At 41.5% G+C, this 12479-nt stretch carries 14 protein-coding genes; 5 read left to right on the top strand and 9 right to left on the bottom strand.

Going from position 1 to position 12479, the window contains the following annotated elements; all coding sequences use genetic code 11:
* Positions 1 to 25 precede the first annotated feature (25 nt).
* The 4 genes from CQ839_RS25305 (at position 26) to CQ839_RS22465 (ending at position 2876) form a co-directional block, all read left to right on the top strand.
* A complete protein-coding gene (locus CQ839_RS25305; protein WP_181016298.1) occupies positions 26 to 205 on the top strand; it encodes a hypothetical protein in 180 nt (59 codons plus the stop codon).
* Between the two features lie 129 nt (positions 206 to 334).
* Positions 335 to 616 (top strand): hypothetical protein, encoded by a 282-nt coding sequence (locus CQ839_RS22475; RefSeq protein ID WP_103670537.1) that lies wholly within the window; start codon positions 335 to 337, stop codon positions 614 to 616.
* Between the two features lie 209 nt (positions 617 to 825).
* The gene (locus tag CQ839_RS22470; RefSeq protein WP_103670536.1) at positions 826 to 1554 is read left to right on the top strand and encodes a DUF4079 domain-containing protein; all 729 of its coding nucleotides are present in this window, start codon (positions 826 to 828) and stop codon (positions 1552 to 1554) included.
* A 278-nt stretch (positions 1555 to 1832) separates the two neighbouring features.
* Positions 1833 to 2876, top strand: coding sequence for a DMT family transporter (locus CQ839_RS22465; RefSeq protein ID WP_103670535.1), 1044 nt, complete (start codon positions 1833 to 1835; stop codon positions 2874 to 2876).
* Positions 2877 to 2961: 85 nt separating this feature from the next.
* Here the strand turns inward: CQ839_RS22465 and glgB are convergent, their stop codons facing one another.
* The 9 genes from glgB to CQ839_RS22420 all read right to left on the bottom strand — a co-directional run bounded on the left by glgB (position 2962) and on the right by CQ839_RS22420 (position 8406).
* Positions 2962 to 5220 (bottom strand): 1,4-alpha-glucan branching protein GlgB, encoded by a 2259-nt coding sequence (glgB, locus tag CQ839_RS22460; RefSeq protein WP_103670534.1) that lies wholly within the window; start codon positions 5218 to 5220, stop codon positions 2962 to 2964.
* A gap of 192 nt (positions 5221 to 5412) precedes the next feature.
* Positions 5413 to 5832 (bottom strand): HNH endonuclease, encoded by a 420-nt coding sequence (locus CQ839_RS22455; protein WP_103670533.1) that lies wholly within the window; start codon positions 5830 to 5832, stop codon positions 5413 to 5415.
* Complete coding sequence (locus CQ839_RS22450) at positions 5832 to 6251, bottom strand: hypothetical protein (RefSeq protein ID WP_103670532.1); 420 nt, start codon at positions 6249 to 6251, stop codon at positions 5832 to 5834. The genes CQ839_RS22455 and CQ839_RS22450 overlap by 1 nt, the downstream gene beginning before the upstream one ends.
* 157 nt (positions 6252 to 6408) lie before the next feature.
* Positions 6409 to 6672 (bottom strand): Txe/YoeB family addiction module toxin, encoded by a 264-nt coding sequence (locus tag CQ839_RS22445; protein ID WP_103670531.1) that lies wholly within the window; start codon positions 6670 to 6672, stop codon positions 6409 to 6411.
* On the bottom strand, positions 6669 to 6893 hold the full coding sequence (locus CQ839_RS22440) for a hypothetical protein (RefSeq protein ID WP_103670530.1): 225 nt from the start codon (positions 6891 to 6893) through the stop codon (positions 6669 to 6671). The genes CQ839_RS22445 and CQ839_RS22440 overlap by 4 nt, the downstream gene beginning before the upstream one ends.
* 146 nt (positions 6894 to 7039) lie before the next feature.
* The gene (locus CQ839_RS22435; RefSeq protein ID WP_258040841.1) at positions 7040 to 7255 is read right to left on the bottom strand and encodes a BrnA antitoxin family protein; all 216 of its coding nucleotides are present in this window, start codon (positions 7253 to 7255) and stop codon (positions 7040 to 7042) included.
* On the bottom strand, positions 7242 to 7553 hold the full coding sequence (locus tag CQ839_RS22430; RefSeq protein ID WP_103670528.1) for a BrnT family toxin: 312 nt from the start codon (positions 7551 to 7553) through the stop codon (positions 7242 to 7244). The genes CQ839_RS22435 and CQ839_RS22430 overlap by 14 nt, the downstream gene beginning before the upstream one ends.
* A 180-nt stretch (positions 7554 to 7733) precedes the next feature.
* Positions 7734 to 8111, bottom strand: a complete 378-nt coding sequence (locus CQ839_RS22425; protein WP_103670527.1) for a DUF86 domain-containing protein — start codon at positions 8109 to 8111, stop codon at positions 7734 to 7736.
* Positions 8104 to 8406, bottom strand: a complete 303-nt coding sequence (locus CQ839_RS22420) for a nucleotidyltransferase family protein (RefSeq protein WP_103670526.1) — start codon at positions 8404 to 8406, stop codon at positions 8104 to 8106. The genes CQ839_RS22425 and CQ839_RS22420 overlap by 8 nt, the downstream gene beginning before the upstream one ends.
* 253 nt (positions 8407 to 8659) lie before the next feature.
* On the opposite strand from CQ839_RS22420, the gene CQ839_RS22415 reads away from it, so the two are divergent.
* Positions 8660 to 12241: a DNA methyltransferase gene (locus CQ839_RS22415; protein WP_103670525.1), complete on the top strand. Its 3582-nt coding sequence runs from the start codon at positions 8660 to 8662 to the stop codon at positions 12239 to 12241.
* Positions 12242 to 12479 lie beyond the last annotated feature (238 nt).

Here is a 12479-nt window from a genome sequence, read left to right as displayed (position 1 = left end):
TAAATGATAGAAGAACTGCACCAAATTGGCGATGTTGTGTGCGATCGCTACAGCATCATTTCAGTACTGGGGCGCGGTGGCATTATTTGAACGCGAAGCTAAGGTTTTAGCTAGTCTCGATCATCCGCAAATTCCTAAATATCTCGATTATTTCTATATTGATTTGGAGAGCGATCGCCGATTTTATCTGATTCAATTTAGTTGATTTAGGTGCAGTGCTATATGAGTATCATCCTTTTGTAGGATGATGATATACGGTGATAAAGACTAGACTCTGTTTCACAGATTTAGACTGATAAACATCAGTATATGGTCAACTGATGGAGGTAATATTATGAGTACTGAGGAAGCCACTATTGCGGCGTTACAAAATCGCATCAAATATCTAGAAGCACATCTCCATCTAGCTTTACAGGTTTTGACTGACTTGGAAAATGATTCTCAAAATGTTATAAAATCCTTGAATTTCCAGCATCAATCTCAGACTATAGACATAATTCCCACTAGCAAAATTGAACTGCCTACGTTTTTACATGCACGTACATGGAAACATGATTATCCCCATGTAGTAAATCATGCAAATTCACGCGATCGCTTAGTAGCTAACGCTTCTTAAGCCTTCAGAAATTATTTTTACAGCGCTTTGCGCTCAAACCCGAACCAAGAATTTTTTTGAAAGTGTTGCAAAGCAACACTTTCAAAAAAATTCTTGGTTCTTTTGATCTGAAATTGCTGTACAAGAGATATCGGACTTTCAGAAAATATCCCTTGTGAAAAGAAGAGAATTAATGTGAAAATTGCTATATTAATTCGTGGATTAAGACTATGGAACTGGAAGACTTTTTTGCTTTAGTACATCCTGCGATCGCAATTATTGTGGTGTTCCCATTGATTGGCATTGTCACAAATCGCGCTTGGCTAGTTCGCCAGCGCCGCTTACAAGTCATTGATGGCGAAAAAAGCAAGATTCCCCCAATTGTAGGATCTGAGCATGTAGCGATCGGTAATTGGTTGAGCATTTCAGTCGTAGGTGTTGCCCTCTTGGGCATGGCTTATCCGATTTTTTCCAAGTTTCTCAAAAATGATGTCTTCTCCAAAGATTCTTTACGCGCTTTTTCTGTAGTAGCTATTTTCATCGCCACAACTGCTGCATTCACATTTCTGTTTAAAGCAAAGGTCAAAATCTGGCGAAATATTTTTGCAGCTTTAACATCGGTTGGATTAATTGTGTTAGGGGCACAGCCAGAAGTATTTCGCCGTGACAGTGAGTGGTTCTTTTCCCATTATTACTATGGCATCGCGGCGGCTATATTAATGATTATTTCGGTTGCCATTACTCAAGATATCTATAAGGATAAACAAAATCGCTGGCGGAATATCCATATAATTCTTAACTGTTTTGCTTTGCTGCTCTTTATCGGACAGGGAATGACTGGTTCTAGAGACTTACTCTCAATTCCTTATACTTGGCAAAAAGAATATCTTAAACCTTGTGATTCTAAAACTAGAACCTGTCCTAAATCCACAGCATTTTACGTTCCAATTAATCGATAGATAGTGGCTAGGATTGGTAGCGCTTCGCCTCCCTAATCCTAGTACTCAAGTCCTGCATCTTTCTTAGTAAGAAACCATTTAAGAATTACTTTCTGCGGTCAAAAGCCCTAAGAGATCCCCCTCAATCCCCCTTAAAAAGGGGGAAGAATTAAATTCTCCCCCCTTTTTAAGGGGGGCTGGGGGGGATCTAGACAACTTTTAAATGGTTTCTAAGATTTTTAAGTTTGCCTTGGAAAACTTAAAAATCTTGTAGCCCAATTAAACCGCAAAATGCTGTAATGAAAATTAGTAATATCCAGAACATCTTAAACCGTATTCCAAGTTCGATTTATCTCGCTATTGCTGTTTTGATTTTTGCATCCTCTAACTCGATTACGCGGATACTTAATGACATTGGGCTACATAATTTAATCGATGGCAGAAATCCGATCTCCCTCTGCAACGTCCTATTTGTTGGCAATATTTGCGGCTTGGGGTTAATGATTCCGCTCTTTTACCGTGACTGGAGTCCAGCAATTCTCAAATCAATTACGCGCAAAGATTGGATTAGTTTAACTATTACGAGTATTTTTACTGGAGCGATCGCCCCTGCTTTGATATTTACGGCGATTGGCAATACAAGTATTGCTAATGTTGTCTTGATTGGTCGTATTGAGCCAATCTTAACGCTTATATTGAGTGTTTGGCTGTTGGGACTCAGGCTCGATGTTTGGACAATTGCAGGTTCTTTAGCTTCCTTGGGTGGTGTGGTAGTTACTATCCTTTTAGGAGGATTAGGAACAATGATGACGATGGCAGGATTCCAAATTGGAACTGGCGAAATTTTTATAGCGATCGCATCGGTTATTACTGCTATTTCGTCAGTTACTAACAAGCTACAATTGCAATCTATTCCTTTAGGGATTTTCACGATTTATCGCAATCTATTGGGAACCGTAATTTTCTTTGTAATTGCCAATGTTTTGTACGGGAAAGAACATTTTGCTGATGCTTTTACTCCTTTACTTTGGCAATGGATGCTCCTCTATGCACTGGTAATCGTTGTTATTGCTAGGCTTTGTTGGCTTGAAGGTTTAAAAAAAGCTACACCAACAGAACTTAATTTAGCAACTTCGCTAAATCCGATTCTCTCAATTTTTATGGCTTATGTGATTTTGAGTCAAGTTCCTACCCTAGCTCAATATTATGGTTTAAGTTTATTAATCATTGGTGTTATCTTGAATTTTATTGGCAATCAACATCAAGGCAAGATGAAGCAAAAGGTTACTAAATCTACTGACATCGAAAAAATGGATACAGCGATCGGTTTTCGAGGTGTGTGAAATAAAAAAGGAGCGCTTTGCGCTCCTTTTTTATGGTTTTGGGTTTCAATTTACAAAAGTGTGACAACACTTTTGTAAATTGGCATTAGACTTCGCCTATATACTTCAGCACAACCACACTTAACGGCGGCGCTGTCACATCGACTGAATAGGGCTTGCCATGACTGCCGTAGTCATCGGAATATTTGCCGCCAAGATTGCCGACACCGCTACCACCGTAGATCGGGGCATCACTATTAAGAACTTCTTTATAGAAGCCCTTTTCAGGAACACCGACACGATAGTTGTGATGGACAACAGGCGTAAAGTTGCAGACCACCAACACAAACTCACCATCTAGACCTTTACGCAAGAAAGAGATTACTGAGTTTTTGGTGTCATTACACTCAATCCATTCAAATCCATCTTGGGTGAAGTCTTGAGTATAAAGTTCAGGTAGCGATCGCAGTAGTTTGTTTAGATCGCCAACATATTTTTGCAATGTCTTGTGACTAGGATATTGCAACAAATGCCATTCCAGATCACCCCATACGTTCCATTCTGCCCATTGTCCAAATTCCATGCCCATAAACATGGTCTTCTTGCCAGGATGGGTAAACATATAGCCATAGAGACAACGCAAGTTCGCAAACTTCTGCCATTCATCTCCAGGCATCTTACCAATCATCGGACTCTTGCCATGCACCACTTCATCATGCGAGAGCGCCAACATGAAGTTTTCGCTGAAGGCATACCAAATACTGAAGGTGAGATAATTGTTGTTATGTCCACGGAAATATGGATCGAGTTTGAAATAATCGAGCATGTCATGCATCCAGCCCATATTCCACTTCAGGTTGAAGCCTAATCCACCTGAGTAGGCGGGCCATGTCACCATCGGCCAAGAGGTGGACTCTTCCGCAATGGATAAAGCGCCTGGGTAATAGGTGAACAGAATGCTATGTAAATGGCGGAATAGCTCGATCGCTTCGAGACTTTCGCGACCGCCGTACTCGTTGGCAAGCCATGTACCTGGTTCGCGGTTGTAATCGCGATAGATCATCGAAGCAACCGCATCGACACGGATTCCATCGATGTGATATTTGTCAAACCAGAACAGTACATTGGCAATCAGGAAATTCTTAACTTCACTGCGTTTGTAGTTAAAGATTTTGGTTCCCCATTCTTTATGCTCACCAATGCGGACATCGGCGGGTTCATAGAGAAATGTGCCATCAAAGAAGGATAAACCATGTCCATCTTTAGGGAAGTGGGCAGGAACCCAGTCAACAATAATGCCAATATCGTTTTGGTGACACTTATCGATGAAGTACATCAAGTCTTGGGGTGTGCCATAGCGCGATGTGGCGGCATAGTAGCCCGTCACTTGATAACCCCATGAGCCATCGAAGGGATGCTCGGCTACAGGCATCATTTCAATGTGGGTATAGCCCATCTCCTTGACGTAGGGGATCAAGTCTTCGGCGAGTTCGCGATAGGTGAGAAATCTTGCTCCAGGTTTAAGATCAGCGGCTGATACGCTCTGGTATCCACTAGCAGGAGGATTGGCAGCCGAGGCGTGCATCCATGAGCCAAGATGCATTTCATAGACCGAGATTGGCTTTTTAAGAGGATCTTCAGTGCGGCGCTTGTCTAGCCATGCTTGATCATTCCATTCGTAGGTACTGAGATCGGTGACAATCGAGGCGGTTTTAGGACGCACTTCCTGAAAATAGCCGTAGGGGTCGGATTTTTCGTAGATATGCCCTTCAGGGCTTTTAATTTCGTATTTGTAAACTGTACCAACTACTAATTCAGGAATAAACAGATCCCAAATGCCTGTATTGCCTTTACGCATTTGGTTCTTTCGTCCATCCCAGCTATTAAAGTCGCCGATGACAGATACATTACGAGCATTGGGTGCCCAAACCGCGAAATAAACTCCACTCACGCCGTCTATTGTGGTGGGGTGTGCGCCCATTTTTTCGTAAATCTGGTAATGCGTACCTTCACCAAATAGGTGAGCGTCAAATTCTGTCAGTAAAGGAGATCTGAAATAGTAAGGATCGTGAATTAGCCGATCGCTGTCTCCAGACTTAACTCTAAACTGGTAATTAAACAGGTGGGGCTCGTCACTGAGTACACATTCAAAAAAGTGAGGATGATGCACGGAATGCATCGGATATTCTTGATTTTTTTCGGAATTAACTACATATACTGCCTCTGCGTCGGGTAGATAAGCTCTAACCACCCATACCGACTTACCTTCTTGCTCAATTTCATGGGGACCAAGGACTGTAAAGGGGTCGTGGTGTTGATTCCACACAATGCGATCGATTTGCTCGGTGGGGAGGGTTGGGGTCATATCACTTTAAGTAAACGCACATAATTAAATTACTGCATATTAATCACCAAATAACAGGGTGTAATCTAAAGTAAAGACTGGTGAATATTTTCTTTTATTTTTTATATATATAAAATACGAGGTTGAGATGCTTTTTTAGAGACATCGCGATCTCATCATCAAAATCAGCGATCGCCTCTTCAAAAATTACGACTAATAAGGTGGATGCCAGCCTCTCGCAACCCAAATACTTCTTGTTGCTACAATATATTCATTATTAATTCGTAAAGCTATGACTGTGACTCTACCAGCTGCTGTGACACCAATAACCTGAGTTGCTCCATTTATCCAAGCAAAATGTTCTATCCATAATTGTTTTCGTGGATTAAAGAACATTGTTAATTCATCTGTTTCGGGATCAATGCCTTGAATTCTTGCACCTTTAAACTCATTACAGCGATAGCAAGAAGCTGCTAAATTTTCGCGTTCATCGCTACCGCCAAGCGATTTAGGAAGAATATGATCGATAACTAATGGCATCCCGATTAGCCGACTAGAGGTGAGACAGTATTCACAGCGCTGCTCAGCTTCAGAGATAACTTGTTGGCGAATAGACTTTGGAATAGATGACATTACGCGCCTACTGGTAACTCATCTAGGGTTGGGATTGGATATCCACGCCACCGTAAGATTGCCCATGCATGAGCTTTGGTCAACATCATCCGATCGACTATCCTTCCTAAATCTTGGAGTTCTTGATATTCTGTTTCTGTGAGTTCAGACTGTTGGTTTTTCTCAAGCAAATACTGGTGACGATCGCTATGTATTTCTGAGACTTGACTATGGGCAATTTCTAATAATTGATTAAAACTTAATAACTGCATTCTGGATAGCTCAGCTTGCATTTCTAGTGGCAAGTTCTCAACCGAGGGTGGTAAATTACCTGTAATACTTTGTAAGGCTAGCGATTCTAAAGGTTGAGCGGTTAGCTCGGCAATGCGAGTCAACTGTTGAAAAAGTGGCTCAGGTAGCTCTAATGTCAGTTTTTGCATAACTTTTTTAGTGATAGCTTAATCTATATTAGCGATATTGCCGATCGCTAAGTTAAAAAATCAAGAACCTTGTAGATAAAACTGCGATCGCATTATGATTAAGACAAAAGTTGAGTTAAGGAAGTATGCGATCGCTCGTGCATATTTATAATCTCATTTACTCATAATGACTTTTACAAGCAGCAATTAGAATCTCTGTATCAGTGACTTGATAGACGAGACGATGTTCATCACTAATGCGTCTTGACCAAAATCCACTGAGTCCATATTTTAGAGGCTCAGGTTTACCGATACCTGAAAAAGGCGATCGCTCAATATCTTTGATAAGTTCTACAATTTTGTTGTAAGTTTTGCGATCCATTTTTGCCCATGCGTTATAGTCCTCAAAGGCTTCTGCTTCAAAGAGGATTCGTCTTCTCATGAGATGTTATCCCAATTAAGTTCTACAAGATTGCTACGGTTTTGAATGTTTTCTACCGCAGTTAGTAATCTCTTCCTATTGGCGGGATTTTGCAACAGAAAAGTGGTTTCATCACTTTCATATACAACTATCTCGATTTCTTTGTTTTGGAAAGCGGCTTTTAAACTTTCTAGGAAATTGTTGTCAAGTTCATTAGCATTCAATCGATAACTGACTTGCATTTTTTGTAACGCCTGATAGCTTGTAATATATTTAACATAATATAAGATTTCTCAAGGTTTGATAGCGATCGCATTTTGTCATCATCGATCGCGATCGCTCAAAGGTAAAATCCCTTGTATCTAGAGGTTTTTACCTTTTTACTTTTCTATTCTGTTTGATGTTCTGTCATATATTTCTTGAGGACAGTGTTAATCAAGGTTTGGTAGCCTCTTGGAACCTGTTGCTTGTACCATGCTAGGACGTTTGGATCGATTCTGAGGGTGACGGGAACTTTGACGGGGGGAATGTTGAGTGTAGCTTTTTGCCAGAATTCGGTATTAGTGGCTGGTGCATCTGAGTAGTCGATGTCAGAGTCCTGCATCTGTCCAAGGATTTTCAGTTGTTCTTCTCTCGATATAGCCATAGTAAATTTCCCTTTCTTCTGTATTTGCGCGTCTGATGGAGATGATGCGTATTTTCTGTTCTCTCATGGTGTAGACAGCAAGAAGAACGAATTCTTCTAATACTCCAATCGCAATAAAGCGGTTTTCACCATAGTCCTTTCGATTATCAGGTTTTGAAATCCAAACTCCCGAAAAGATTTCCTTAGCGAATTCAAAATCAATCCCATGTTTTGCAAGATTAGCTTTATTTTTTTCGCTATCCCATTCAAATTCCATGCACTTGTTGAGGTGTAATAAATTAAATATATCATGTACATACATGTTGTACGCAAAACAAGATTGGCTAAAGAAAATTAATAGCTCTGTAATTTGACTGTGCTTTAACTACTGGCAGTAGCGATCGCTAAATTCATCACTAAAAATTGCGATCGCGTCATGCAAGGTAAAAGACAAACTTTATTCAGAAAAAACTTCACTGCGAATCTTTTCTAAGGCATGTTTCAATTGGTCTAACTCAGTAGAACATATTGTATAAACTTCATCAGGATCGATATCGAAGTAGGCATGAGCCAATATATTTCTAATTCCTTTGACATCTGCCCAGTTAATGTCGGGATATTTATCAAAAAATTCTTTGCCAATAATTTTGTCGATTTTGCGAACATTTTCACTGATCGCAATCAGCATCATGCTGATACTGTCTAAACGATCAAGCCCCTCGTCGTTGCAAGTAAAATCATCGGGTTTATCAATGCCAATAAACCGTCTCTCAATTCTTCTAATTGCTTCATTAATTTCAAGAAATAATTGCAAAAGTAAAGATCGCTCATGCATAAATAGCATCCTCATCGATCCTTGATTTTAAATAAGCGTTCATATTATTTCTATATCGAATCACATCTACTTTTCTGCCAAATCTTGATTCCAGTTCTGTTTTAAGACTAGCGCGTTTTAACATATTAGGTTCCATTTCTACCACAATATCAATATCGCTATTCTCATTGGCTTCATTTCTTGCAACTGAGCCAAATATGCCAATTTTGCTGACTTTATAGCGATCGCTTAATTCTGCCTTTATAAAGCGTAACTCTTTCAATATATATTCTTTATCTAATGAGTTTGCAAGCATTTTTCACCTTTCCTACATTTCGTTATGTTGGCAAAATTGTCTCTATTATATTCATAATCACCTATTATTTTCAAAATCAGCGATCGCTATTTCTAAAAGTACAACTCTCATTAACATGCAATCTGTCCAATTTTGAAAGTATTGCTAATTTGCAAGTGGAAGATTTGAATCGCTAAATTTATCACCAAAAATTGCGATCATTTTGATTTGGATTCAAAAATGCTAGAATTATCCGAAAGTTTCAGTAGTTGTCATGAACGATCGCGATCGCACTAATATTCAGGGTTTTTTAGCTAAATGGCAAGGCTCACAGGGGAATGAGCGGGCTAATTATCAAACTTTTTTTGATGATTTGTGTGGGGCGTTAGGGGTGGCGCGTCCGATTCCGAAGGGGACAGTAAAGGGCGATCCTTTTTGTTTTGATAAGGAGATTACGGTTTTTCATAAGGATCGGAAAGAAACTTCCAATTTTATTGATTTCCATAAAGAGGGATATTTTTTAATCGAGGCAAAGCAGGGGAGTAATAGTACTAAGCAAAGTACGCCGAGGCGAGGAACAGATGGCTATTCGAGAATGATGGAGAAGGCTTTCTATCAGGCTCAGAGCTATACGTTGTTTTTAACTAACAAGCCACCGTTTTTGATGACTTGTGATATTGGTTCGCATTTTGAGCTATGGATGAGCTTTAGTGGCAACTATGGCGGCTATGGGGCGAGAGAGGTAATTACGATTGATCGCCTATTGGATGAGAAGGTGTTCGATCGCTTTGTGGCGATTTTTAGCGATCCGCAAAGTTTGAATCCTGAGAAGTATCGGGCACGGGTGACGCGAGAGGTGGCGGGGACTTTGGCGAGGTTGGCGAAGTGGCTAGAGGAGCAGGGCAAGGAGCCGCAGGAGGTGGCGAATTTTTTGATGCGCTGCATTTTTACGATGTTTGCGGAGGATGTGCGGTTGTTACAGGGGGAGATTTTTACGAGGGCTTTAAAGGAGCGTTGGATTCCTGAGCCGAGCCGATTTAAGTCGGAGATTGAGGATCTGTGGAAGGTGATGAATACGGGTGGGAAGTTCAATTTTGATGCGATTCCGCAGTTTAATGGGAGTTTCTTTGCGAATGCGATCGCCTTTGATTTACCGAGGGAGCAGCTAGAGGTGTTGTATGAGGCGGCGCAAAAGGATTGGCGCGAGGTAGAACCTGCGATTTTTGGGACTTTGTTGGAACGGGCGCTAGAAAAGAAAGAGCGCAGTCGGTTGGGGGCGCATTATACGCCGCGATCGTATGTGGAGCGGTTGGTGCGTCCTGTGGTGATGGAACCTTTGCGGGAGGAGTGGCTTTTGGTTGAAACAGAAGTTAATCGGCTTTTGGTGCTGAAGGATGGTCAGGAGGAACCAACGAAGGCGCAAAGGGATAAGACGGCGGTAGAGATTCGGGCGTTTTTGGAGCGTTTGCAAGGGGTGCAGATTCTTGATCCTGCTTGCGGTTCGGGCAATTTCTTGTATGTGACGTTGGATTTAATCAAGACGTTGGAGCAGGAGGTGCAGATGCGGCTTTTGGATGTGTTGGGCAAAGTTACTACGGATTTATTGGAGGAGTTCGATCCACGGTTGGCGGGACGGAAGCAGGTGAATCCTTCGCAGTTTTTGGGTATTGAAATCAATCCAAGGGCGGCGGCGATCGCGGAGTTAGTGATTTGGATTGGTTATTTGCAGTGGCATTTTAAGCGCTATGGCACTACGCCGCCGCCTGAGCCAATTTTGCAGGATTTTCATAATATCGAGTTTCGGGATGCGGTGTTGGCTTATGATGGGCGGGAGCTTGATGTGGATGCGAAGTCGGGTAAGGTGCGGAGTCGTTGGGGTGGGCGGACGATGAGGCATCCTGTGACGGGTGAGGATGTGCCTGATCCATCGGATCAGGTTCCCATCTATCGCTACATTAATCCGCGTCCTGCGGTGTGGCAAGAGGCTGATTACATCGTTTCTAATCCTCCTTTTATTGGGAAATCGAGACGAAGAACAGCACTTGGAGATGAATATTTAGAGTGTTTGTTTAAGGCTTATCCACAGATGCCAGATGGTGCAGATTTTGTTATGTACTGGTGGTTTCATGCGATAAACATAATCAAACAGAAGAAATTAAAGCGATTCGGTTTCATCACGACTAATAGTATTACTCAGATATTGAATAGACAAGTTATTTCTGAAAATATTAAAGATGATTCTGAATATGAAATTTTATGGGCAATACCTGATCATCCTTGGGTTGATACAGAGGGAAGTGCGGCTGTAAGAATAGCTATGACTATTGTTGGAAAAAGAGAAGGGCAACAACCAACTCTTGTTCGAGTTATTCGTGAGGAGAGACAGGATGAGGACACAGCGAATTTAACTTTTGAATATCAGAATGTTGGGTTTATACATTCAAATCTTCGTGGAGGTGCAAAACTTGATCAAGCGAAGTCTTTACAGGCTAACGCTTCTATTTGCTCGGTTGGGTTAGTTCTTTTTGGCAAAGGATTTCTTGTTGATGAATCTAAACGCAACCAAATCGAACCAGATGTATGTCATCCTTTCTTATCAGGACGAGACTTGATAAATGGAGTCTTAACTGATTGGGTAATAGATTTTTATCCACTTGATGAGTCACAAGCTCAACGTAAAGCACCTTTAGCTTTTCAACATTTGCTTGAGTATGTAAAGCCTCAACGAGACGAAAGCCGAGATTCTGGAAGTAGAAAAAAATGGTGGCGTTTTGGTCGTGATAAGACTGAAATGCGAGCCGCAATTCAAAAATTGGAGCGCTATATTGTTACGTTAGAAGTCAGTAAATATAGAAACTTCTTTTTTGTGTCATCTGATGTTCGCCCAGATCACAAATTAATAGTAATAGCTATTGACGATGCTTACCATCTTGGAATTCTTTCAAGTTCTACTCATATCTGTTGGGCATTAGCTCGTGGCGCACAACTTGGACCAACACCTGTATATGTAAAATCAATTTGCTTCGATCCTTTTCCTTTCCCAGATTCAACAATAGAACAAAAAGAAAAAATCCGACAACTAGGCGAAAGACTCGATCGCCATCGCAAACAAGTCCAAGCCCAACATACCGAAATCACGATAACAGGAATGTATAACCTCCTCGAAAAACTCCGCAAAGGCGAAGACTTCACCGACAAAGACAGAGAATACAACAACAAAGCCCTAGTCTCCACCCTCAAACAAATCCACGACGAACTAGACAACGCCGTTCTAGAAGCCTACGGATGGGAAGATTTGATTCTTAGTTCTCATTCTTCTCAATTGGGGGGTAGAGATCTTAGTTCTCCCCCTTCGCAAGGGGGAGTTAGAGGGGGTTCTTTACCTCAAAGCGAGGAGATTTACCCCCCTCAGTCCCCCCTTGAAAGGGGGGAGGTAAAAGATATCACCGAAATCATCCTCGATCGCCTAGTCACCCTCAACGCCCAACGCGCCGAAGAAGAACGTAACGGACACATACGCTGGCTGCGTCCCGAATACCAAGCACCCAACGAAGTCCGCACCCAAACCATCATCGAAGGTGTTGGAGAGAGTGAAGAAATTGCGATCGCACCCGCCGAAGTCAAAACCTTTCCCAAACAACCCAAAGACCAACTCGCCGCCATACGCGACCTACTCCGCACCAGCAACAACCCTTGGACGATCGCCCAAATCGCCGCACAGTTTAAAAATGGTGGCAGATATAAAAATGCAATTTCCGAAAATCTCGAACGCCTTGAATGGTTCGGAATTTTACTCTGCCATCAAGACGGACAGATCAAATACTGGCAACATCTCGAAACTCAGCAAGCAAGTTAAATAAGTAGATTGCTGAAAATGTAGGATGGGTTAGCGATAGCGTAACCCATCATCTTTAAACTAACTGATGCGTTACGTTGCACTAACGCATCCTACCAAATCATTAAACCTTCCTACCTATAGCAAAGAAAGGGATAGTTAGGACAATTGACAGAAGGCTTGCTGTACGGCATCCCATAAACTTTCACATTTTCCTATAATCTTACTGACATGATGTTTTAACCTTGCCCAAAATTTC

The sequence above is a fragment of the Pseudanabaena sp. BC1403 genome (assembly GCF_002914585.1).
GTDB lineage: Bacteria > Cyanobacteriota > Cyanobacteriia > Pseudanabaenales > Pseudanabaenaceae > Pseudanabaena.
This window is presented reverse-complemented; position numbering and strand designations above follow the sequence as displayed.